At 45.9% G+C, this 23,655-nt stretch carries 18 protein-coding genes; 17 read left to right on the forward strand and 1 reads right to left on the reverse strand.

Annotation, left to right across the window (positions count from 1 at the left end; translation table 11 throughout):
* Positions 1–211: 211 nt before the first annotated feature.
* The 7 genes from QUA50_RS00665 (at position 212) to QUA50_RS00695 (ending at position 8,392) form a co-directional block, all read left to right on the forward strand.
* The gene (locus QUA50_RS00665; protein ID WP_333258804.1) at positions 212–1,375 is read left to right on the forward strand and encodes a NarL family transcriptional regulator; all 1,164 of its coding nucleotides are present in this window, start codon (positions 212–214) and stop codon (positions 1,373–1,375) included.
* A 202-nt stretch (positions 1,376–1,577) separates the two neighbouring features.
* On the forward strand, positions 1,578–2,651 hold the full coding sequence (locus QUA50_RS00670; RefSeq protein ID WP_333258802.1) for a sigma-70 family RNA polymerase sigma factor: 1,074 nt from the start codon (positions 1,578–1,580) through the stop codon (positions 2,649–2,651).
* A 306-nt stretch (positions 2,652–2,957) separates the two neighbouring features.
* Positions 2,958–3,323: a hypothetical protein gene (locus tag QUA50_RS00675; protein WP_333258800.1), complete on the forward strand. Its 366-nt coding sequence runs from the start codon at positions 2,958–2,960 to the stop codon at positions 3,321–3,323.
* Between the two features lie 40 nt (positions 3,324–3,363).
* Positions 3,364–3,642 carry a hypothetical protein gene (locus QUA50_RS00680; protein ID WP_333298438.1) on the forward strand — a complete coding sequence of 93 codons (279 nt, stop codon included), beginning with the start codon at positions 3,364–3,366 and terminating at the stop codon, positions 3,640–3,642.
* Between the two features lie 338 nt (positions 3,643–3,980).
* The gene (locus QUA50_RS00685; protein WP_333258799.1) at positions 3,981–5,780 is read left to right on the forward strand and encodes an MAC/perforin domain-containing protein; all 1,800 of its coding nucleotides are present in this window, start codon (positions 3,981–3,983) and stop codon (positions 5,778–5,780) included.
* A 349-nt stretch (positions 5,781–6,129) separates the two neighbouring features.
* The gene (locus QUA50_RS00690) at positions 6,130–7,608 is read left to right on the forward strand and encodes an SET domain-containing protein-lysine N-methyltransferase (protein ID WP_333258796.1); all 1,479 of its coding nucleotides are present in this window, start codon (positions 6,130–6,132) and stop codon (positions 7,606–7,608) included.
* 544 nt (positions 7,609–8,152) lie between these two features.
* Positions 8,153–8,392 (forward strand): phytochelatin synthase family protein, encoded by a 240-nt coding sequence (locus QUA50_RS00695; RefSeq protein WP_333299433.1) that lies wholly within the window; start codon positions 8,153–8,155, stop codon positions 8,390–8,392.
* Positions 8,393–8,515: 123 nt separating this feature from the next.
* On the opposite strand, the gene QUA50_RS00700 is transcribed toward QUA50_RS00695, so the two are convergent.
* The gene (locus QUA50_RS00700) at positions 8,516–9,079 is read right to left on the reverse strand and encodes a hypothetical protein (protein ID WP_333258792.1); all 564 of its coding nucleotides are present in this window, start codon (positions 9,077–9,079) and stop codon (positions 8,516–8,518) included.
* Between the two features lie 71 nt (positions 9,080–9,150).
* Here QUA50_RS00700 and ruvB point away from each other — a divergent pair, with 71 nt between their 5' ends.
* The 10 genes from ruvB (at position 9,151) to QUA50_RS00750 (ending at position 23,627) form a co-directional block, all read left to right on the forward strand.
* Positions 9,151–10,239, forward strand: coding sequence for a Holliday junction branch migration DNA helicase RuvB (gene ruvB / locus QUA50_RS00705; protein WP_333154818.1), 1,089 nt, complete (start codon positions 9,151–9,153; stop codon positions 10,237–10,239).
* Between the two features lie 12 nt (positions 10,240–10,251).
* On the forward strand, positions 10,252–10,815 hold the full coding sequence (locus QUA50_RS00710; RefSeq protein WP_333258789.1) for a Uma2 family endonuclease: 564 nt from the start codon (positions 10,252–10,254) through the stop codon (positions 10,813–10,815).
* 303 nt (positions 10,816–11,118) lie between these two features.
* On the forward strand, positions 11,119–12,882 hold the full coding sequence (gene recN / locus QUA50_RS00715) for a DNA repair protein RecN (protein ID WP_333258787.1): 1,764 nt from the start codon (positions 11,119–11,121) through the stop codon (positions 12,880–12,882).
* 590 nt (positions 12,883–13,472) lie between these two features.
* Positions 13,473–16,655 carry a GAF domain-containing protein gene (locus QUA50_RS00720; protein WP_333258785.1) on the forward strand — a complete coding sequence of 1,061 codons (3,183 nt, stop codon included), beginning with the start codon at positions 13,473–13,475 and terminating at the stop codon, positions 16,653–16,655.
* A 453-nt stretch (positions 16,656–17,108) separates the two neighbouring features.
* Entirely contained in the window at positions 17,109–17,657 is a 549-nt protein-coding gene (locus QUA50_RS00725) for an inorganic pyrophosphatase (protein ID WP_333258783.1), read from the forward strand.
* Positions 17,658–17,816: 159 nt separating this feature from the next.
* Positions 17,817–19,130: a serine/threonine-protein kinase gene (locus tag QUA50_RS00730; protein ID WP_333258781.1), complete on the forward strand. Its 1,314-nt coding sequence runs from the start codon at positions 17,817–17,819 to the stop codon at positions 19,128–19,130.
* Between the two features lie 334 nt (positions 19,131–19,464).
* The gene (locus QUA50_RS00735; protein WP_333258779.1) at positions 19,465–20,820 is read left to right on the forward strand and encodes a serine/threonine-protein kinase; all 1,356 of its coding nucleotides are present in this window, start codon (positions 19,465–19,467) and stop codon (positions 20,818–20,820) included.
* A gap of 279 nt (positions 20,821–21,099) precedes the next feature.
* Positions 21,100–21,612, forward strand: a complete 513-nt coding sequence (locus tag QUA50_RS00740) for an inorganic diphosphatase (RefSeq protein ID WP_333258777.1) — start codon at positions 21,100–21,102, stop codon at positions 21,610–21,612.
* A 516-nt stretch (positions 21,613–22,128) separates the two neighbouring features.
* Positions 22,129–23,040 carry an MBL fold metallo-hydrolase gene (locus tag QUA50_RS00745; RefSeq protein ID WP_333258775.1) on the forward strand — a complete coding sequence of 304 codons (912 nt, stop codon included), beginning with the start codon at positions 22,129–22,131 and terminating at the stop codon, positions 23,038–23,040.
* A gap of 20 nt (positions 23,041–23,060) precedes the next feature.
* The gene (locus QUA50_RS00750) at positions 23,061–23,627 is read left to right on the forward strand and encodes a diheme cytochrome C (RefSeq protein ID WP_333258773.1); all 567 of its coding nucleotides are present in this window, start codon (positions 23,061–23,063) and stop codon (positions 23,625–23,627) included.
* Positions 23,628–23,655: the final 28 nt, after the last annotated feature.

Raw genomic sequence — 23,655 nt, forward strand, 5'->3', positions numbered from 1 at the left:
ATATCAACAAAAATGGCTCATTTTATCTTCTAGGGTAATTGATGAGCCAAATATTCGTTATTGACATTTTTAAATCAAAAATAGAAGATAACTTTCTTGATATTATTTGGAAAATAATTGGCAAAAAAATCAGAAAATGTTCTCTGAAATCGTCTTTAGAATGTAGCAAATCAAAAAAACAACCTTTAACTTTATTACAGGAGTAAAAAAAGTGTTGCAGTTGAAACAAATCCCTAACATAGTATCTGAACGGCAACTTCCAGTCGTTAACAGCTACAACGAATGGGACCCTCTCAAAGAAGTCATTGTGGGTTGCGTAGAGGGCGCGGTAGTTCCGAAGTTAGAGCCTGCCCTCCTGACAAATACATCCCCCCAAAACTTGTGGTTTTTCCAAAAGTATGGCGGTCAACCCTTCCCCCAAGAACTTGTGGAAGCTGCCTCTAAAGAACTGAACGAGTTTTGTCAGGTTTTAGAAGCTGAAGGGGTCACTGTTCGACGACCCGATCGCATCGACTTTTCCCAGACCTACAAAACCCCAGATTTTGAAGCTTCCGGTTTCTATGCCACGATGCCCCGCGATGTGCTGATCGTCGTTGGCAATGAAATTATTGAAGCACCGATGGCTTGGCGATCGCGCTTTTTTGAATACCGTGCTTACCGTTCCTTAATGGTCGAGTACCTGCGACGGGGGGCAAAGTGGACACCAGCACCTAAACCTTCCATGTCAGACGAATTTTACGATCTTGAGTACGCCACAAAACCCATCGATCGACGGTATGCTCTCACCGAAAAAGGGCAATTTGTGACGGGAGAACTTGAACCCAGTTTTGATGCTGCTGATATTGTACGCTTTGGGCGAGATTTATTTGTGCAGCGCAGTCACGTCACTAACGAAATAGGAATTACCTGGCTCAAACGGCATCTAGGCGACCAATTCCGGGTTCATGTGGTCAAATTCCCAGACCTCAATCCCATGCACATTGATGCCTCACTCGTACCACTTCGACCGGGATTAGCATTAGTGAACCCCGCAAGACGTTGCATTCAAACCGAGCTTTTTAAGAAAGCTGGCTGGGAATTAGTGGATGCGGCTCCCTCCACCCTTCCCGACAACTGGCCGATGTATATGTGTAGCAGTTGGGTGTGCATGAATATTTTGAGCTTAGATCCCGAAACAATCTTTGTGGAAAAGCAGGAGGAACCCATGCAGAAACTCCTCAAAGATTTGGGATTTAAAGTAATTCCGGTTGATTTCCGTCACGTTTATACCTTCGGCGGGTCATTTCACTGCGTAACTTGCGATGTGCGGCGGGACGGTCAACTGGAAGAATACGGCTTTACTGAACCTTTGGAAGAAGATGAGCTTGAGGGATAAGAAAGCTTGCTAACCCTGAGTACGCACTAGAATCTCGATACTAAAGCACGGTAATGGCGTGACACGCTTTAAATGTTGCATTAGAAAAACCTTGATTAAGTCAGAAGTAAACTGATAATTTATTGCACTATTTTAGCTGTGCCACGCCAGTCGTTTATTGTCTTATTTCGCCTTAATTGTGTTCGCTACCAGTTATTGATTTATGTCAGATACTCAAACAGTTAGTGTGTCGTCCCTGCGGGGAAGTTCAGAAGATTTAGAGAAAGGGTTTTGGCAGCAATGGCAGCAGTATCAAGATTATCTTCACCGTTGCTGCATTAAGTGGATGGGGGGGAACCCGACTGATGCTGAAGATGCCTTGAGTCGGGCGATGCTCAAGGCTTGGGAAAAGGTGCAAAAGTACGCGCCGGGGAAAATTAATAATTTTAAGGCATGGCTGACGACGCTGACTCGCAATCTGTGCGTGGACATTTATCGTGAACGCAGTCGGGGGGCGAATCGAGTTGAGGATATAGAAGGTTACGCATCTAATGAGGAGCAAGGACTGCTACGGAGTGAGGATACCCCAGAAATTGCTTTGGAGACTGGCGAAAAAAGGATGGTGATTCGTCGTGCGATTGGCAATTTACCTCCTCGGTTGCGCGAGACGTTTATCCTACATTTTTATGAGGACTTGTCTTATCCAGAAATTGCCCAACGGCAAGAGATTTCCTACCAGAATGTCTGCAAGCGTATTTCGCAGGCGCGGAAGATTTTGCAAGAGGAGTTGAGGGGATATTTTATTGGGGAGGAGGCGACGGATAGGGATAAATTTGTCCCACCGACTGCAACGGAGTCGGCAATAGGGGAAATGTCCCAGGGGAATGAGGGAGTTGAAGCGATTGTGGGCGAGACGGTGACGTTATCCGTTGCGGTGGAGGAAGTGGAGAGTGTTGGGGGTGAGGAAGCGATCGAGATAGCGCGTGATGTGCAGCACTCTGAGTCGGTGATGGTTACGGCGACTAATGATAGGAAATTAGAAGTAAGGAAAGATGGTTGTCGGTACGTTGAGGCGGTGCTGGGTGGAAGGCAGCTTGCACGGATTTTGGCGTTGGCACAATTTGATGAAGAAACTGGTTGTTGGGGGAATTCCTGTCTGGCGGTGCAGAGGAGGCAACAACAGCTAATGGTGGGGAAAGTTGCGGGAGAATTTGTGCGATCATCTCGCTGTCCTCCTTTGTATTGTTTTCCCTATTTAGCTGTACTAAGCTGTTCTGCATTTAAATTGTATCTCTAAAAACAATCAAACTCTTGTGGGGTGGGCGTCCCGCCCGCCTCTAATATGCAATTTAAATGCGCGACAGCTTAGAGTCGGTTCATATATTGATCTGTAAATACAAAGTAATTGGGAATTTAAACCCCTCTTGGATATTTATTCTTAATAAGCCTTGCTTCTTGCAGTGAGCAATTACCCCTATTTCCAATCTTTTATCTTGCACCATTGTCAACAAGATTTTGTCTAGCCGACCCACTGCTCATAAGCAGCTTTCATCGCTTAAAAAGCTTGGCTAGCAGCGGGTAATCTACGGTTATTGAAAATGGTATGATGCAAGATATAAGTAAATCTAAAAATTCAGTAATTTCTATTTGGAAGCGTCTTAAAAGTGTAAATAATCTAAATCCCAAAATATTGGAGTCAAAAATGAAAAGAATTCTTCAGGCATTTGTAATGACGGTAATCGTATTTTGTATGACTTTCACATTTGTAGGGTCTTTGAATCAGGCTCCTGCGTTAGCGAACCAAACAAATTCACCGACAGCAAACAAACCTCACGAAAGCAAACAAGTTACAGGAAGTGGAGGAAGTACAAATACAAAAATTGGTGTTAGTAATCGAGGAAGCAAGCAAGATAGAAATACAAACAAACCAAGCCCGACATACGAAAAAATGAGTACGACAGGTAAGTAGACAAAAATATTTACCGTCATTGCGAACAAGGAGAAAAAAATTGCCCGAGAGAATCCTAACAATAAGAGAAACAGGGATTACCCTAGACTTGGGAGACAGTGAATGTCACAGAAAACTGACAAATGTGACAGGAAATACGGACGTAGTCTGCAAATACAGTCAGACTGAAACACACTTTCAAGAAATGGTACAAATCCCTCGATTCCCAGCCTGGACAAACGCTCTACCGCAGACATGGAACAGTGTTAAAATTCTGTGTGCCCAAGACGATATGCCAAGCGCAGGACAAGTGAAGTACAAATGGGAGGAAACGCCATGATCGGTATTTGGTTAAGATGGAGATGAAGGGCAATCACCATTAGTATAGCTTGAGGAACAATAGGCGATCACTTTTATTTTTGGAAAGTGATCGCTTTTCCGTTGAGCTTAAGACGAAGGGAAGCGTCGCAGTTAGTAGAATTTGGAGAGGAGGGACGTAATCTCTCCTTTAGAGTTTCTTCTCATTGTTTTATGAGGTGCATCAAGCCAAGAAAAAAGTTTCTAGTTCAAACAATTCAGAAATTGCTTCTGTAAATCGTCATTAAGGAGTAGATACGAAAAGCAAAAATCAAATTTTGCCCTAGTTCAAAATCTTGACTGTAGTGAGAAGAGTACGTCATGTCTATCGAAGTCAAAGTTTCAGTTGAAAACGGTAAATCAAGACTCTTTAAAGTCGAAAGTGAAGAGTTAATGCTTGTGAATCTCAGAAATAAAATCACGGCCACAAAGTGGGAAGCCGTAGGTAGTAACTTCTTCTTCCTCAAGAACGGCTCTGAGATCGATCCAGAGGACGAATCTGAATATAAACTTTCAACCTTTAAAAAGGACGATGGGATAGAGGTAGTAGTCAGCCCGCAGCAACATTCTGACGATAACAAAACGACAGTCGAAGAGCAAAAGGCGGCAGCCAAAGAGGCTAAGGAAACAGCCAAAACTGCTCTAGAAAGCCAGAATTTATCTGAGGCGAAGCTTAACCCAAAAGAACAGCCAACCTGGAAGAAGGAAGTAACTAAGGCAAGTCTGATCAATGATCAAGGAAGCCATACAACTAAGGACACGGGAGTTTATTTCGTACAAAAGTGGGATAATTTAAAACCACTGCTTGATAGTTTGAAATTTCCTAAAGCTTTGAAGGTCACTTCACAAGGGCTGGAGCCTGTTAATCGACCAGGGGTTGAACTAAGTAAAGCCATATCAGAAAATGATGTGGAAAACGAAGTTCAAATCAGTGACCAAAATGAGGCTTATTACACAGAATGGGAAAAACAAGCTTATAAGAAGCTCTCTAAGAGTGTCAGTGCTTCTGTTGGAATCCCTATTCCGTGGTTGAGCGCAACGTTTGGTTTAAGTGCTAGTTACGCAACTAGCTCAGAATCCCTTTCGCAGAGCAAAGAAACCCACTTGTTTATGGTGGCACAGCGCATCGTACAGAAGACTAAAGTGATTCTAAAAGAGGAGAGTATACAGGTAACAGAGAAGTTTAAGCAGAGCGTTGAACGCGCTAAAAACGTTGCCGACTTAAGGAAAGTATTTCAAGAATACGGCTACTTTGTTGCAACCACGTATATCATCGGCGGTAAAATCATAGCCGAAAATACGGAAACATTTTCGGGGCAGGAGGATAAAACTGCTAAGGCTAAAGAATTTGGAGCAGGTTTTAAAGCGGAGTTGAATCTGTTAAAATTTACTCCAAGTGCAAGCGGCGCTTACAAAAGCGAGAACCAAGAGCAAACTTCACAGAGTAGCGCTCAGACAGCCAGCAAATACTCAATGACGTTAAAAGGGGGAGACGAAGCACTAATTAATAATGGCACACAATGGATAAGCTCATTAACACTCGATAAGTGGCAGATAGTCGGGTATGAAGACCTTAAGCCGATTACCGATTTTCTAGACGAGGAACTGAAGAAGAAATGCGAGGAAATCCTTTCTACTCCCACTCCCATCAACAAGTTACCAATTAAAGTGGCTGAAGAGATCAAGTGGATGGCATGGAATGCTGCATGGTATGCGGCAAACACTCGTGCAGGGGACAAATATAAAGGGGATGCTGGAACGAATGATGTAGGCTTCAAAAAACACTCCGGAGATATGAGTAAAGCCGTAGCTGCTCTGGAGCTTAAGTTAAGCCAAAATGCACTAGATGATATCCTGTGGGGAGCATGGAACGCTGCATGGTATACAGCAAACACACGTGCAGGAGTTCAAAATGATGCTGAAAATGATTTAAAACAATTTGAGCAACACTTTGAATCTCTGAAAAACTCTAAAGAGGTTACTGACAAATTCGCTGAGAATCTCAAAAATATGTGTTTTTATGCCGCATGGCATGCAGCCAATAAACGCAACAATTATGAGCAGGATGCGGAAAATGACTTCAAGCAATTTGAGTTCTATTACAGCCAAATTGTGGAATGAATTACTGCAAACCAAAGTCCTCAAAAATGAGGATGAAGGCAGTATCTACGAAACAAGTATTCAGATAGTATCGTAGTCAGGACTTACACACAGACGCCAATTGTAGGGACACGGTATATCGTGCTCCTACAATCGGTGGTTTAGAGGCTAATGGCATTAAGATAAGGGGATAGGTATATCGCGCAGGGGTTTGAACCTCACTATCTTCTTGCACTTCCTCTATCTAAAAGGCGATTGCCCCTCTCTGAGATGATGGCACTTAAAAATCCAAGAGGCGATCGCAATAACTCAAAACTAATCCAATCTTTTACGAACTCATTGTACGAAACTGACACTCTAGGAAATCAACATGAAAATTTGCGTTCTACAACCTGACTATTCTCAATCGAGATTTACATTAGACTACAAAAACTACGAACCGCCTCGTAACCTCTCTCATCTATTACCAGAAGACCAGGTAGACCATGTATTTCTGAACAAAGCCACAACCTATCGTCAGCTAAAAGATTTAAAGAAGCAAGGTTACGATATTTTTGTCAACCTCTGTACGGGATGTTTGGACTGGGATGTTCCCTCTATTGATGTAATCGTTGCCTTGGAGCAACTTAATTTGCCTTACACGGGTCCGACTTTCGACCTCTACGATCCTGGCAAGGAGTTAATGAAGTTTGTTGCTTACAGTGCAGGAGTACGCACACCAGCATTTGTGAAAGCTGAAACGTTAGCTGATGTTGAGAGGGCTTGTCAAAACTTGCAATTCCCCCTATTTGTTAAACCAGCAGCCTCATCAGACAGTTTGGGAATTGATCATCAATCTTATGTAACAACAAAAGAGGCATTACAGAGCAAAGTGGCTGAACTCATAGCCAACTTTGGTCAAGTTCTGATCGATGAGTATATACCTGGGCGAGAGTTTACAGTCCTTGTGGCTGCTAATCCTGAAGATCGTCGTTCTCCGATAACTTATCAATCCCTAGAGTTTGTCTTTCCGGAAGGAGAACAATTTAAAACCTACGATCTAAAGGTGCGACAACATCACCCCGACAGTAACATTCCCTGTTCTGACTCAGAACTTGACCTTCGCTTGAGAGAGGCTGCCAAGAATATTTTCTTGACATTTAACGGTGTTGGCTATGCTCGTCTGGATTTTAGAGTTAATGAACAAAAAGAAATTTTCTTTCTTGAAATTAACTTTAATCCTTCAATTTTTTTTGAAGAAGGTGAAGAAGCATCGGCTGACTACATTTTAAAGTTTTCCGATAATGGACAAACAAAATTTCTCAAATATATTATTGCGGAAGGAATTGACAGATACAAGCGCCGTGATAAGAAATTTAAGGTACGCGGGAGTTCTATTTCTGGCTATGGTATTTATGCAGTGACTGATTTAAAGGCTGGGGAAATTATCTTCCAGGGAGAAGAGTATCCAAAAAGGATTGTTACCCGTGATTATGTCCAATCCCACTGGAGTACATCAGAGCAAGAAGAGTTTCGGCAGTATGCTGTTCCTTTGAGTGAAGAAGTCTTTATATTTTGGGACGAAAACCCAGCCAACTGGACACCGCAAAACCACTCTTGCGAACCCAATATAGGCTACCGAGGACTCAATATATACGCGCTCAGGGATATTGCAGCAGGAGAAGAGTTAAGCGTAGACTACGCAACAATCGAGAATGAAGATTTTCCAGAATTTCAGTGTCAGTGCGGGTCGCCTAAGTGTCGGGGAATTATTCGCGGCACACCTGGAAATTCTGTAACTCAGCGCCAAAAGAAGTTAAAGAATTCACAACTAAAAATAGAGGTGGCTCATTCTCTATATCTGACCTGAATGACTTTACGAGAATAGGGGATAGTTGTCAATAGAGAATTCACGTACACAGCCTATCCCCTTTTCCACAAGAAGTTAAGGAATGAAAAATAAATAGGGTGACGAATAGAGCAATAGTTTAGCTGGGATCAAAGCTTCTGGGGTTTAATTGTGCAAGTTATTGATTTTTCATTCCTAAGTAATTTCCAGGTTTTCCAGAGAAACAAAAGAGAAGATAGTTATTCCTATACACTGAGAAGTTTTACCCGATTATCTCAAATTCACTGAATTTGTTTATTTTTCGTGAAATAATTAATAAATATTATAATGCCTCTTATAGATGGCTAGCCCTCTTCCCTACGCTTCTGTAGCGATTTGCTCTCAAAATATTGCAGACGGCAAACGTAAAATGAAGAATTTTTTAGATGAGCATTTTCTCAATAGGGAAGAATATAGGTTTATATGTGAGGACTAAATTATTGGCTCTACAACTAGGAGCTAGGAATCTATTTACTTGCCGGTGTCGAGAAGCAAGGAAATCTGACAAATGAGACAGCCAGCGATGATGGCAGGTACATTACACTCTGTCAATGGTGTTTCTGATAAAGACCATAGCTACGCTCGCCAGAGCAAGAGCCAACAGGATTTTCAACCGCTTAGCGCCCACATTGAAACCCCAAAGCGTGCTGCGTATTGTGGCGCGGCTAGCAGTGTAATGGTTCTGAATGCGCTCCACCGCCTGTACGGCCGAAGCGTGCAGCTTGAAAGTCATCGGGCGTTGCTGATTTACGGTATGAAACGTTAAATATGCCCCTCATAGAAACCTGTATCCACAAAGCTTTTGGATTTTAAAGTTATTTTTTTCATACCCTGATTAAGCAACGCCCTTCCTTCTTTCTTCTTTCCCCTTCCTTGGGAGCAGGTTATTTTAGCCGATCGCACCCCGCACTGCCGAACCGATCGCCCGTTTTTGCTCGTCGTCGTAGCCCCACCGCCGGAAAAATTTTTCATACTCGCCGTTGGCACTGTGCAAACTTTCTAGCATTTGCGACGCTATAGTTTGACAGGCTGCCATTTGCAGCATTTGAATTAAATTGCGCGATCGCTCCTGCACTCTAGCAGAATCGGCCGCCATTTCCTCCTTTTGCTGGCGCGAATGATGTACAACCATTGCCGCCGACATCGCCAAATTTTTCACCAGCAGTTCTGCTACGATCTCAGGAGCCGATCGCAGCGCCTCGACTACTCCGGGTGACGGGTTATCTGCCTCCGGTCGATCGTCCGTTAGATAGGTGACAAAAAACCCCCTAGCACCGTTCTGTGTTTTCACCAGAGAAGCCACAGCTTGCTGGATGTCGGCTTGTAAAAGTCGTGAAGCGTAGCTATCCCGTAGGGAATCGGCCTCCATGAACGACAGTAAAGATTGAGTCAGCTCGATCGCCCCCTCAAAAGTTATGCTTTCCGATGCTAATAAAGAAGATGGAATACTCATAACGAACTCAATAATTTTAAAGATTCTGCTAACAATTGTAAACACTTCCCGCTGCCCGATCGCAAATAAATATGGCTATTATCTCCTCCAAACAACAGCCCCCCGACCCAAATCTACCCGAAGACATAGCCCCAGCCCGTCGCAAAAAAGCCGCCAAACCCCAGGCGGAATCTTTGCTAGAATCGCAAGAACTACCCGACGAAATCAACAGCAAACAAGACGACAAAATCCGACCTCAGCGGCTAGCTGAATACATCGGGCAAAAAGACTTAAGAGAAGTTTTGGCGATCGCAATTGCAGCAGCCAAATCTCGCGGCGAACCTATGGATCACCTGTTACTCTACGGGCCTCCAGGGTTGGGAAAAACCACAATGTCGCTAATTTTAGCAGCAGAAATGGAAGTGGAATGCAAAATCACCACCGCCCCAGCGCTAGAAAAACCGCGAGATATTGTCGGATTGCTGATCAACCTCAAAGCAGGCGACGTGCTGTTTATCGACGAAATTCACCGCTTATCTAAAGTTACAGAAGAAATCCTCTATCCGGCGATGGAAGACTGTCGGTTAGATATTACGATCGGGCAAGGAAAAACCGCAAAAATCCGCAGCATTCCCCTCAAACCATTTACCTTAGTAGGAGCAACCACAAAAGTCGGCTCGCTGACATCTCCATTGCGCGATCGCTTCGGCTTGATCCAAAGATTACGCTACTACGAAATAGACGAACTTAGTCTAATTGTCCAAAGAACCGCCCAAGTTCTCGACACTCAAATCACCCCAGAAGGAGCCACAGAAATTGCCCGCCGAGCGCGCGGAACCCCCCGGATCGCTAACCGCTTGCTGCGGCGAGTTAGAGACTACAGCGAAGTCAAAAATTTAAAGCCAATTGATGCCGAAGTTGCCTCACTCGCCCTCGAATTATTCAACGTCGATCCGCTAGGTTTGGATTGGACAGATCGGCGCATTTTGACAGCAATGATTGAGAACTTTAACGGCGGCCCAGTGGGCTTAGAAACCCTCGCAGCTTCTACAGGAGAAGATACTCAAACCATTGAGGATGTATACGAACCGTACTTAATGCAAATCGGATTTTTGCAGCGGACAAATCGGGGCAGAATGGTAACGGTTGCTGCTAGAAAACACTTGGGTTTTATCGAATAGAAGGAGTAGAAAATGGTACAAACACAAACAAAAAAACTAACTTTGTCCGAGTTTCTAAAACTGCCAGAAACCGAACCAGCTAGCGAATATATCAACGGTCAAATCATCCAAAAACCTATGCCACAAGGAAAACACAGCCGGCTTCAAGGTGAATTAGTCGCAGCCATTAATGTCGCCGTTAAAAATCAGAAAATTGCCTTAGCTTTTCCTGAATTGCGGTGTACTTTTGGCGGCAGATCAATTGTGCCAGATGTCACAGTATTTACTTGGAACAGAATACCAGTTGATGAAAATGGGGATGTTGCTAATGTATTTGAAACTTACCCAGATTGGACAATTGAAATTATGTCTCCCGGCCAGAGTCAAACAAAAGTGACGGGGAATATTTTACACTGTCTGAAAAACGGCACTAAAATGGGTTGGCTGATCGATCCGATGGTGCGATCGATCTTAATTTATCCCCCTGGAAAGCAACCGGAACTTTTAGCAAAACCCGAAGAATTGTTGCCCGTTCCAGATTGGGCAGCAGAATTGCGGCTGACGGTAGGAGATTTATTTGGGTGGTTGAAACTATAGCAGAAGTCAATCGATTTTAGATTTTAGATTTTAGATTTTAGATTTTAGAATTGACCCCACGGATGAATCCGGGGGCGAACACAAGATGATTCGGAGCTTTTTTTCTCCCTCCACGGATGAATCCGGGTGCCCGGATCTAATTACTTTCGGTCAGTTGACAGTTGACAGTTATTATTTGTTATTGGGGAGCAATTATTTTCCCGGCTGTGCCTCCAATTACCAATTACTAATTTCAATTACAATTACACATTACAAATTACTAATTTCAATTACGCATTACCAATTACCAATTACCAATTCCCCATGTTAATATCCCTCAAAATAGAAAACTTTGCCTTAATTGACTGCCTGGATCTAGAATTTGGCCCGAGTTTGAACGTATTTACAGGGGAAACCGGCGCTGGTAAATCGATTATCCTAGATGCGATCGATGCTGTGTTGGGCGGGAAAGTCGATCGCCGATCGATTCGCACCGGAGCAACGCGGGCAATATTGGAAGCTACCTTTGAGTTGGACAAAGCCGCAGCTTTGTGGCTGGGCGAGCAAGAAATCGAACCCATAGACGGAAATTTAGCCGTTTGCAGCCGGGAAATTAACGCATCTAGCGGTGCTCTGCGTACCAGATCGCGCTTGAACGGAATTCTCGTCAACCGCCAGTTAATCGACCAACTGCGCGATCGGCTGGTCGAAATTACCGCCCAAGGCCAAACCGTCCACCTCGGACAAGAAACCCTCCAGCGAGAATGGCTCGATTTATACGGCGGCAAAAAGCTCACTGAAGCGCGATCGAGCGTCGCCTCCGCGTGGCTGGCAGCCAACAGCGCCAAAACCGCCCTCAAACGCAGGCGTCAGTCGGAACAGCAGCGACTGCAAAGACTTGATTTGTTAGAATACCAAGTCCGAGAACTCGGCGAAGCCCATATCGAAGACGCCGACGAACTCGAACACCTAGAACACGAATCAATCCGGCTGGGCCACGTCGTCGAATTGCAGCAGCAGAGTTACCAAGTCCACCAAGCCCTGTACCAAAACGAGGGCGACAGCGCATCAGCCGCCGACTTGTTGAGCAAAGCCGAAGGAATTTTAAGCGACATGGCGGTTTACGATGTGCAGTTGCAACCAATCCTAGAAATGGTCAGCGATGCTTTAGCTCAAGCCACAGAAGCCAGCCGACAAATTAGCAGCTACGGCGAACAATTAGAAGCAGATCCCGAAAGACTCGAAGAAGTAGAAGATCGGATTCGCGAGCTCAAACAAATTTGTCGCAAATACGGGCCGCTCAAAGAAGCGATCGCCTACTACCAAAGCATCCAAAACGAACTAAACGAACTTTTAGAAGGAGGCGAGTCAATGGAGGCCTTAGAACTCGCATATGAGGCCGCCCTACAGCAATTAAAAGACGCTTGCAGCCACCTCACCACCCTGCGGCGCGAAGCAGCCCTGAAACTAGAAACGCACCTCGTAGGAGAACTTAAGCCGTTAGCAATGGAAAAAGTGCAATTTCAAGTCGAAATCTCGCCTTGTACCCCAACCGCTACGGGTGCAGACCAAATCGCCTTTTGTTTCAGCCCGAATCCGGGCGAACCTTTGCAACCTCTGGGCGCGATCGCCTCCGGGGGAGAAATGAGCCGCTTTCTCCTCGCCATCAAAGCCTGTTTTTCCCAAATAGAAAGTGCCGGTACGCTGATTTTTGACGAAATCGACGCTGGAGTCTCCGGGAGAGTCGCCGGGGCGATCGCCAAAAAACTCTACCAACTGTCCGACAAACACCAAGTTCTCTGCGTCACCCACCAGCCGCTGATCGCTGCGATGGCTGATTTTCATTTTCGCGTCAACAAACAGACGATCGAAGCAGAACCAAGTATCGAGGAACCCGCAGCCAACTCCGAACCAGTCGAACGTACAGTAGTCAGAGTTGCCGCCCTCAACAGCGAGCAGCGGCGGGAAGAACTCGCCCAACTCGCCAGCGGCCGCTCAGCAACAGAAGCCATCGCCTTCGCCGAATCCCTGCTTGTCGAAGCCGCCGGATTGCGCCAAACTCAGTCGGCCCAACCCCGATCGGCTTAAGAGTCCGATCGGGGGGTTAAAAGGCGGAGTTTTTTCAGACTCGGAGGTTACACTAAAAATATCAACTGCAAATTTTACAAAAAAAGCTGAAAACCCCGTGAATTTAGTGGGATGAAAGCTAAGAGCAGCCAAATAGAGAGAAATTCTAGTTAGAAACCACAATTGTGTAGAGAAGGGCACACATCACTAGCAACTGGTAGTGTCACAATTGCGGCTAGTCCTACAAGGCTACCCCTTTTTCAGCAGTCCTCCCGCCAGTACGCATTCATGTTACTGGGGGCGATCGGCTCAAAGCTCGGCAGAACATAGTTAAACCAGGCACGCACAATGTCAAAATCAGTTAATAAACCTTTTAAACAAGATTCGCATTCTGTAAAAAGATTGCAGCACTCCCACCGCCTCGTTACTCGCCCACCCTCCCTTGGGCAGCAAGGCCAACTGAATTGCCATTGCCTTGTGGCCGGAGTTCTGTAAACTGGGAAATACTTTCACACATACTTGAGTCTTGTGCGACAGGTGACTCACTAATCAACTTCCCCGCTCTCTTGGCTTAGAGACTAACCCTTACACTTAAGCTTCTGTAAAGGTCTATGAAATCTGCATCTTCCACCAATTACTCTTCTCTGGACAACGTGATTGATGTCGCTGTTGTCGGCGGTGAAAATCATCATCAGGAACATTATTCTCCCCCGGAAATTAGGAGCAGTGCAATTATCCCGCGCCAAGGAAACCTCTCCGGCATTCTCGACCTTCTAAATAAGCAAAGTTTCACAGTAGTAGTTAAAGAAGTAGAAGACAAACTTAAGGTTGTCAATCAAACCCTGGGAATGCTCGACAATATCCTGGAGAGCGAGGGATTTGATGCCATCCTCAACGAGATGTTGCAGTCGATTACCCTCAAAACAGGGGAATTGCTGAATGCCGATCGCAGCACGATATTTTTATTAGACGACGAAAAAAATGAACTCTGGGCGATCGTCGCTAAAGACGAAAATGGCAAAAACCTAGAAATCAGAGTTCCCGCCCATGTGGGCATTGCAGGAGAAGTAGCCACGTTCCAAAAAGTGGTTAATATCCCTTACGATTTTTACGACGACGAACGATCGGCTAACGCCAAAAAAACTGATGAAAAAACGGGCTACCGCACTTATACAATGCTGGCAATGCCCCTGATTAATGAAGATACAAAAGAGTTAGTAGCAGTTGTTCAACTGATTAATAAACTAAGACCAAACCACGAAAAATACCCAACTTTAGACGAACAAATAGACAGGCACGGATTTACTCAAGAAGACGAACAAGTTTTTAAAGAATTTGCTCCCTCAATTCGTCTAATTCTAGAATCTTCCAAATCTTTCTACGCAGCAACTCAGAGACAACGAGCAGCAACGGCGCTGATGAATGCCGTCAACGCTCTTTCTCAGAGCAGTTTAGACTTAGAAGATACCCTAAAAAGGGTGATGGATCAGGCCCAAGAACTCATGAACGCCGATCGCAGCACCCTGTGGCTGATCGACGAAGAAAAAGACGAACTGTGGACGAAAATCCCGATGGGCGGCAACCTTAAAGAAATTCGCATACCCAGAACCGCCGGTTTTGCAGGCATCGTCGCCCAATCTAGCGAACCGCTGCTGATTCCCTTTGACGTGTACGACGACCCCCGCGCCGCCACTTCCAAAGAAGTCGATCAAAAGTCGGGCTACCGCACTTGCAGTATGCTTTGTATGCCAGTATTTAACTCGGACAAAAAATTGATTGGCGTCACCCAATTAGTTAATAAAAAAAGACAAGGAGAATTCCCCCCCTACAACCCCCAAGATTGGCCTCACGCCCCGGAACAGTGGAAAGCGAGTTTCAATCGCAACGACATGGAATTTATGAAGGCGTTTAACATCCAAGCAGGAGTCGCACTGCAAAACGCCAAACTGTTTGCCGAAGTCAAACAGCAAGAACAAAGACAAAAAGATATGCTGCACGCCTTGACTAACGGCGTGATTTCTACAGATAAAAAAGGCAATATAGTAGCGACAAATCCCAGTGCCAAAAACTTACTGGGTGTTAGCGATGCAGAATTAGCCGAAGGTCAATCTTTACGCGAGTTAATTAAGTTAGAAAAAGGCGATTTTGCCAAATGGTTTGATGCGTCTTTGTCTCCCGAAGACGATAAGGACCGCCAACAGTATTACCCAGATCAAGTTTTGCTGACCTTGGAAGGAGAGGGGCAGAGTATCAATCTCTCGATTAATTCGATGACTGACGCTACCGACCCCAACAAGGTCAACGGCGCGTTAGTCGTCATGGAAGATATTAGCAGCGCCAAGCAAATCAAAAGCTTGATGTACCGTTACATGACTCCAGAAGTAGCCGAAGCTTTGTTAGCTTCAGGGGATACTGGATTGGGCGGTAAGCGCAAAAACGTTTCGGTGCTGTTCTCAGACATTCGCAGCTATACCACACTTACGGAAAAATTGCAAGCCGAAGAAGTGGTAGTGATGCTGAATAAATATTTTGAAGTGATGGTAGATGTCGTATTCGAGTACGGTGGGACTCTCGACAAATACATCGGGGACGCTTTGATGGCAGTTTTTGGCTCTCCAGCGCCCCTAGAGGATCATGCTTGGTGCGCTATGCAAACGGCAGTGAAAATGCGGGAAAAACTGGCCGAGTTCAATCAAGAGCGTATGGCACATGGGGAATTGCCGATCGGCATTGGTATGGGCGTACATTCCGATGAAGTTGTCAGCGGCAACATCGGTAGTAGCAAACGCATGGAATTGACTTCGATCGGAGACGGCGTTAACCTCGCCTCTCGCTTAGAAGGCGCTAGCAAGCAGTACGGCACCGACTTGATCGTCAGCGACAATACTTACAGAGATTATGCCGATCGGCTGTACGTGCGAGAACTAGACTTTATTACTGTCAAAGGCAAAAGCGAACCGGTAATCGTTTACGAACTCGTCGGCATCCGCGAGGGATACTCGCCAGTGGGCAAGTCACTAACCGAAACACAGCAACAAATTATAGAACATTACACAAAGGGGCGCGAACATTACAAAACTCCAGTTACCCAAAGACTCTCAGAAACAGAGGTGAAAAACATCTTAAAGGATGTCGCCGAAATGCCGGAGGCAGAGATTAAGAAGCTGTCCTACAATTTAGAGCAACAGTTGGAACACGAACTCAAGAACCTATTATATCAACTGAAAAAGCTGTCAGAGTACGACCCGAAAAACCTGTCGGAAGCAGACAAACTCATCGTACTGTTGCAGCCAGAAATCCAACTGCTGAAATTGGAAGGAATCAAAAACCTCTCGGAAGACGAAGCCAAAATGCTGCTGCAAGCAAAAATCAAGCCGCTATCAGCAGACGAGATTAAATACTTGCAAGAAGGCGAAGTCAAAAAGCTGTTGGAAGCAGACATCTTAGAACCATCAAATCCCCAAATCAAGCGGCTGAAACCAGCAGAGATCAGGCAGCTATTGCAGGCGAAAATTAAAAGTCGGGCCTCGGAGACAGTTGCAGAAATGTTAGATGAGGAATTTGAAAACCTGGGGCTCGATCGGGTGAAAAAACTGCTGAGCGAGTTTAAGAAAGCCTTAGAACCGAAAGCCAAGCAAGCCTTTAAAGACGCTGAAGGCGAATTTGACGCCGTTCTGAAAGTTGACCCGAAAAACAAGGCAGCTAAATTGCACGTCGATCGCTGTATGTTATTTCAACATGGATTTTCAGACGTACTCAACTGGGATGGTGTGTGGAATCTCACAGAAAAATAGCAGTAGCCCACAGCAAATGCTGGCGGTGGCGTCAGGGTTCGGGGCGGGGGCGATCGCGATCGGGGGTGCGCCTCCCATCCCACCACCAATTAACCTGAATATCCTATTGAGGTAATTGTAAATAAGCTCCAACAGGTATTATGGTTATATAGCCGGATTTGAATTTGCAAGCGAGATGCGCGGGTTTCGCCCTAGGTGTTTCGTTCGCACTACCTACGGCAACAAACTTAGCACTTCTATTATTTGAAGCGCTTAAAAATAGTTATGACTGGCTGCAGCGTTACCCGGTTTCTGAGAAAAATCTTGGAGAAAGGCGACGAAACATCAGATCGAAAACCGGGTTGATCGCCCCGCCTACGTAAGTCTTAATAGCGTTAGCTGCTCCTAAAAAGAGCTCCCTTGGCAGATAGTCAATGTTCTAGTCTTATATATAGAAAACCACTAGCGTCAGTTATGAATAATTGGAATTCGCAATCGGGAGATGTTGAGTGGGTAGATCAGGTTTACCAACTATTGCTGGAGATTGCTCGCAGCTCCCTGTCAGATATCCCCAGAATCCCGGAAAACATCACTGTTAAGGCTATCCCTCTGATCCAGAAGGTACAAACCATTCAGCAAAGACCTGACGGGCAAGTGTTCAAATCCGGTTCCTTTTCAGTAAACGATCGCGAATGGGTCGATCGAGTCTGCCAACTATTGGTAGAACTAACCAGCGCATCTTTGTCCGAACAGCCCAAAATGCCGGAAAACCTGGCAGGCAGATCTTTAGCCCTCGCTGATCGAGCACAAAAAATTAAAGAAGATATCGAAGAAAATGCAGCCCAAACCCCAGCAGATGAAGAGGAGAATTCCTTACAGTCTCCAGACGCGCTGCTTTCCCTCTTGCACCACAGTTTGAAAACTCAGCGCGCCAAAAGCTACAACCCCGATGCCCCCGAATGGCAGCAAGTCTTGAGCCTGCTCGACGTAGTGCAGTCACTTTACAAGCAAATCCAAAATTAAATTCAAGCTTAACTCAGGCGCTTCTTGATTGTGCGAGAAAGCTGGCTTTTAAAGGCGGTTGCTATTTGACATAAAATTTTTTTGCCCTAGCCCAAACATTTCCGATTATTGCACTTTTGTCAACTACACTAGGTTTAATCGGTTCTAGGGCAAGAGAACATGAGCGGACAAAACATCGGCGATTTGTCACAAGAAATATTAGCCGATCGCTATCAGTGCGATCGGCGGCTCGGCGAGCAAGCAGGAAGGCAAACCTTACTCGCCCGCGACTTAAAAACCCAACAGCAAGTAGTAGTCAAACTCCTGTCATTCAGCAGCGACTTTAACTGGGAAGACTTAAAACTGTTCCAGCGAGAAGTCGAAACCTTAAAATCCCTATCCCATGTCGCAATTCCCCGATATTTAGACTCCTTTGAAATCGACACGCCCAACCGCAAAGGATTCGCCCTGGTTCAGACTTACATCGCAGCAAAATCCCTACAAGAATATCTTTCAGACGGGCGCACCTTCAGCGAAAGCGAAGTCAAACAATTAGCAGCAGCATTATTAGACATCCTCGCATACCTGCACCAGCGACAGCCCCCGGTGATTCACCGCGACATTAAACCCAGCAATATTTTACTCAAGAATCGATCGGGCAACAGCGTCGGCGAAGTCTACCTTGTCGATTTCGGTGCAGTTCAAACCCTAGCAACCCAACAGGGAAAAACAGTCACCGTCGTCGGCACGTATGGCTATATGCCGCCCGAACAATTTGGCGGGAGGGCGGTTCCCGCTTCCGACTTGTACGGTTTGGGAGCAACATTAATCGCCTTAATTACCAAGCAGCATCCAGCCGACTTGCCCCAGCAAGATTTGCAGATTGAATTCGAGCAATTCACCAAATTAAGTCCCGGTTTTACCAATTGGCTGAAGTGGATGACGCATCCCAGTTTAGAGCGCCGTCCCGCCTCAGTTCAAATAGCAAAAGAAGTTCTAGAAAAACCGCAGCAAATAAATAAATATTCCCAGACATTGAGACAGGGAAAAACCGTGAATACCTCTAGCTTGTTCTTGAATGCGATCGGGCGAAGCACTTGGATGGGAACTCTAGGTGTAGGAGCTTGTGCAGCAATTTACAGCACCTTTATTTTTCCGGTACTGGCGACAATTGGCGGAGGATTGATCGGTATTTTTCTCGGCTTGCTGCTGGGGTTGGTGAACGGAATAATCGCAGGAATTGTGACCCGCTTGTGGTTTTTTCCCCTAACTAATCCCAAACTTCACCGACAGGTTTTAACTGTAATTAGTATCGTCCTCTGTACCTCGACAAGTATCGTCTTCTTTCGGCGGGTGCTTTTGGGTGGGGTAGAGGCAGAAGATTCCAGTAGTTATCTTATCTTGGTGCTTGCACCGTCGCTAATTGCAGGACTGTCAATGGGGACAACTAGCAAGTCTATTGCCCGGTGGTATCAAAAAGAAAGTGGACTGTAATCAAAAATTTAGATAGGATTTACGCACCGACCAAAGAAACTGGGTTTTTGGCGAATCCAGGGTTTGCAACGCGTCTTTTCGTAAAAACCCGGTTTCTCGGCCCCGATGGATAGGATTTACGCACCGACCAAAGAAACCGGGTTTTTGGCGAGTCTAGGGTTTGCAACGCGTCTTTTCGTAAAAAACCCGGTTTCTCGGCCCCGATGGATAGGATTTACGCACCGACCAAAGAAACCGGGTTTTTGGCGAGTCTAGGGTTTGCAACGCGTCTTTTCGTAAAAAACCCGGTTTCTCGGCCCCGATGAAACCTCAAGTTAAAATTAAGGTAAAAAATATGACCAGCAAAATATTAGCAGAACGCTACGAAGTGCAGCAGCAATTGGGAAAACAAACTGGTCGTCAAACGCTGTTGGCTCGTGACTTGCAAAGTCAAGAATTAGTTGTCATCAAACAGCTATTCCTCGGCAGCGATTTTGAATGGCAAGACCTCAAGCTATTTGAACGGGAAGCAGAAACTTTAAAAGCACTTTCTCACGCATCAATTCCTCGCTACCTCGACTACCTGGAAATTGACGAACCAGGCACTAAAGGATTTGCCCTGGTACAGACTTATGTAGAGGGAAAAACTTTGGAAGAGCATTTGAGAGCAGGACGTAATCTTAGCGAAAATGAGGTTAAAGAATTAGCAAAATCGCTGTTAGAAATTCTTAGTTATTTGCACGAGCAAAATCCGCCTGTCATTCACCGCGACATTAAGCCCAGCAATATCTTACTGCACAGCAGATCGGGTCACTCGCTCGGACAAGTTTATTTAGTTGATTTCGGTTCGGTGCAGAACCAAGCGGCCAAATTTGGCGGTACAATTACAGTAGTGGGAACATACGGATATATGGCACCAGAACAATTTGGCGGACGATCGGTTCCAGCTTCTGACCTCTACGGTTTAGGTGCAACTTTGATTTATTTGGTAACAGGTTTGCATCCCACCGAACTGTCACAGCAGGATTTGAAAATTCTATTTTGCGATCGCATCACGCATCTCAATCCTAATTTAGTTGATTGGCTGGAGTGGATGACGGAACCGAGTTTATCCAAACGGTTATCTTCGGCTGAGGAAGCATTGCGATGTCTCAAAAATCCCAGTTATATCGACAAAAATTCTATAGCCTTGCAGCCGCTAGGCAGCGATATTGAATTGACAAAAAATTCGGAGTTTATCGAAATTATATTTCCGCCGCCAGGAGTTGGTTTTGGTTTAATAGCTCTGTTTTCTACTGCGGTTCATGCAACTGCCATATTATGGGGTAATTTTGATTATAATAACCCACTCACTAATTCAGACATAAGTATGCTAATTCTTGTGATGACAGCAGGAAGTTTATCAGTTGCAGTAGCAGTAATGTTTCTGTTTGCACTATTTCGGAAATTGCGTCTCAGAATAGATCGCCAGCAAATCTCCTGTACCAGCTATCTACTGGGGTTGAGATGGAATCATTTCGAGCCAGCCGCTAGACAGGAGATTTCTTATTTAAAAATTGAAAAAATTGGAGCCAACCTTTCTGAGGTGATTGTTAAAGCCGGCAACCAAAAATATAGACGGGGAGTGCAGCAGAAATTAAGCGAAGCAGAAATCGAGTGGTTAGCGAGAGAACTTAGCCAGTGCTTGGGATTGAAAATTAAAATAACCTAGACATACTGTGGACTGACTATATGGTATCTCTGAAAATATATCCCTCGCCCCAACAAAGCATCCCCCTCTCAAACTGTGGGATGGGCGTCCCGCCCGTCCCCTCTCTCTCGTGTGGGATGGGCGTCTCGCCCGTCCAGTCTCATCTCCCAGCCTGCGACGCACTCCCCCGCTTTCTCTCAATCTCATGCAACCGTCGGCCCCGATCGCCCGTAAAATGCTATCAAAGGGATTTGGCAAGTAGCACTCATCCCAATCATCTGTTAACTTGGAGATATTGTTGTGGACTTATCGCTAATTCCGGCACAGCCGAAACCAGGACTGCTCAACGTCCTCATCGAAATTACCGCCGGTAGCAAAAACAAGTACGAATTTGATAAAGACTTGCAAGCTTTTGCTCTCGATCGGGTGCTTTCTTCCTCAGTCCAATATCCGTGCGACTACGGCTTCATACCGAATACCTTAGCCGATGATGGCGACCCCCTCGACGGCATGGTCATGATGGATGAGCCCACATTTCCAGGGTGCATAATCGCAGCCCGTCCAATCGGAATGCTGGAAATGATCGACGGAGGCGACAGGGACGAAAAACTGCTGTGCGTTCCCGACAAAGACCCCCGCTACGCTCACTATAAGTCCCTCAAAGACGTAGCCCCCCACCGCTTGGACGAAATAGCCGAATTTTTTAGAACCTACAAAAATTTGGAGAAAAAAGTCACGGAAATTCTGGGTTGGCAAGATGTCGATCGAGTAATGCCCTTAGTCGAAAAGTGCATCGCAGCCGATCGCAAATAAGCCCCTAGCCCGCACTCCTCGACTGCAACCCGACTAAAAACTCAGGAAGCCGAACTTAAGGCAATCGCTGCACGTCTAGGGATGCAGTCGAGGAACAGGTGGGTAGAATGTCAAATCAGTCGTGAATGCCGACTCACAGGAACAGCATTCCTCAAAACCGCGTCCGCCCCCTATCTTGAAAAAAATACTACTCATAGAGTAAGATGAAGCGCAAATTATACCCGTGGGGAATGCGTTCTACATTTGAGGAAATTTTACCTGAACACTTAGAGCGATCGGCGCTATCTTAATCTCAGAACACAGAACACGGCGGGCAGCCTGCATGATGCAAAAAATCATCTCTCAAGCGTGACATCTCCTACACGAACCGGTAAGGTTGAGAATTCTAACAGCCCAAGTATTAGGCACTCGAATAGTTTCCCGATCGAGGGCTTTATTATAGTACAGATTGCTAAAAACTAAAAAGTAAAAACTAAGATTTCAACTCCCAAGTTCCTGCCGCCAAAACTAAAAAAAATGCCAGATTCAGCACCCTCTCTACCCAATAATCCACAGCCTTCCGATGGCAAAGCCACTATGGAAAATAGTCCTTTGACCGAGTTTGTCGTTCAGTTTTGGGGCGTGCGGGGCAGCATCGCCACGCCCGGCACCAAAACAATTCGCTACGGAGGCAACACCTCTTGCGTAGAAATGCGCTTGGGCAAAAAACGCCTGATTTTTGACGGCGGTACCGGTCTGCGAGTTCTGGGTCTAAACTTGCTGCGGCAAATGCCAGTGGAAGCCCATATGTTTTTCAGCCACACTCACTGGGATCACATTCAAGGGTTTCCGTTCTTTACTCCCGCCTTTATCCCGGGGAACTGCTTTCACATTTACGGTGCGATCGCCCCCAACGGCACTACAATCAAACACCGTCTTGCCGACCAAATGGTGCACCCGAATTTTCCCGTCCCCATCCAAGTCATGCAGTCCGACCTCAAATTCAACGATTTGACTCCTGGGGATATTCTCGAACTCGACGATGTGAAAATAGAAACGGCACTGCTGAACCATCCCAACACCGCGATCGGATATCGAGTCACTTGGGAGGGACACACAGCCGTCTACTGCACCGATACAGAGCACTTTCCCGATCGGCTGGACGACAACGTGTTACACCTAGCTCGCAACGCCGACGTGCTGATTTACGACGCCAACTACACCAACGAAGAGTATTACGACTTCAAAACCCCGAAAGTCGGCTGGGGACACTCGACTTGGCAAGCAGGAGTAGAAATAGCCAAAGCTGCTGGAGTCAAAAAAATCGTGATGTTTCACCACGATCCGGGTCACGACGACAATTTTCTCGATCGCGTCGAAGCAGACGTGCAGGCCGCGTTCGCCAATGGCTGCTTGGCCCGCGAAGGCATGAGCATACCAGTGATTTAACCAAAAATAAATTCAGAATTATGAAACAGGAAAAACCCCGCAAACGTCGCCCAGGAGGCTTGCGGGGCCTTTACTCAACGTTGCTAGTGTTGATAATTATCTGCTGTACCTGCGGCGGATGGGTTGCAGCTCAGACTGCCTATTCTGGGACTCCGGCGCGACTTGCTCAGGTTTCTTCGATCGAGGATACTGGTACGGTCGATCGAATTCCCGATCGCTACCAACTCGGACAGCAACTGTACCTAGAAAACTGCGCCACCTGTCACATCGCTTTACCGCCGCAAGTCTTACCAACAGAAACTTGGCGCAGATTGCTGCAAGATTCCCAACACTACGGACAAACCCTCAAACTGCTAGTAGACCCGCCCCGCCTGCTAGTCTGGAACTACCTGCAAACTTTTTCCCGTCCCCAAGCAAAAGACGAAGAACTCGCCTACCGAGTCGCCAGTTCTCGCTATTTCAAAGCACTGCACCCCAAAGTCAAAATGTCACAACCTGCAAATATCAGCAGTTGCGTTACTTGTCACCCCGGTGCATCTCAATACAATTTCCGCAAGCTTACCGCCGAGTGGCAAAACTCTCCGTAGCTAACACAGGACTTATCCACAAACTATT

The sequence above is a fragment of the Microcoleus sp. M2_D5 genome, assembly GCF_036701935.1.
Lineage (GTDB): Bacteria > Cyanobacteriota > Cyanobacteriia > Cyanobacteriales > Microcoleaceae > Microcoleus.

Coding starts and splice junctions, on each gene's coding strand:
- QUA50_RS00670 (WP_333258802.1), top strand. CDS start 1,578: ATGTCAGATACTCAAACAGTTAGTGTGTCGTCCCTGCGGGGAAGTTCA.
- QUA50_RS00675 (WP_333258800.1), top strand. CDS start 2,958: ATGATGCAAGATATAAGTAAATCTAAAAATTCAGTAATTTCTATTTGG.
- QUA50_RS00685 (WP_333258799.1), top strand. CDS start 3,981: ATGTCTATCGAAGTCAAAGTTTCAGTTGAAAACGGTAAATCAAGACTC.
- QUA50_RS00690 (WP_333258796.1), top strand. CDS start 6,130: ATGAAAATTTGCGTTCTACAACCTGACTATTCTCAATCGAGATTTACA.
- QUA50_RS00695 (WP_333299433.1), top strand. CDS start 8,153: ATGGCAGGTACATTACACTCTGTCAATGGTGTTTCTGATAAAGACCAT.
- QUA50_RS00700 (WP_333258792.1), bottom strand. CDS start 9,079: ATGAGTATTCCATCTTCTTTATTAGCATCGGAAAGCATAACTTTTGAG.
- ruvB (WP_333154818.1), top strand. CDS start 9,151: ATGGCTATTATCTCCTCCAAACAACAGCCCCCCGACCCAAATCTACCC.
- QUA50_RS00710 (WP_333258789.1), top strand. CDS start 10,252: ATGGTACAAACACAAACAAAAAAACTAACTTTGTCCGAGTTTCTAAAA.
- recN (WP_333258787.1), top strand. CDS start 11,119: ATGTTAATATCCCTCAAAATAGAAAACTTTGCCTTAATTGACTGCCTG.
- QUA50_RS00720 (WP_333258785.1), top strand. CDS start 13,473: ATGAAATCTGCATCTTCCACCAATTACTCTTCTCTGGACAACGTGATT.
- QUA50_RS00725 (WP_333258783.1), top strand. CDS start 17,109: ATGAATAATTGGAATTCGCAATCGGGAGATGTTGAGTGGGTAGATCAG.
- QUA50_RS00730 (WP_333258781.1), top strand. CDS start 17,817: ATGAGCGGACAAAACATCGGCGATTTGTCACAAGAAATATTAGCCGAT.
- QUA50_RS00735 (WP_333258779.1), top strand. CDS start 19,465: ATGACCAGCAAAATATTAGCAGAACGCTACGAAGTGCAGCAGCAATTG.
- QUA50_RS00745 (WP_333258775.1), top strand. CDS start 22,129: ATGCCAGATTCAGCACCCTCTCTACCCAATAATCCACAGCCTTCCGAT.
- QUA50_RS00750 (WP_333258773.1), top strand. CDS start 23,061: ATGAAACAGGAAAAACCCCGCAAACGTCGCCCAGGAGGCTTGCGGGGC.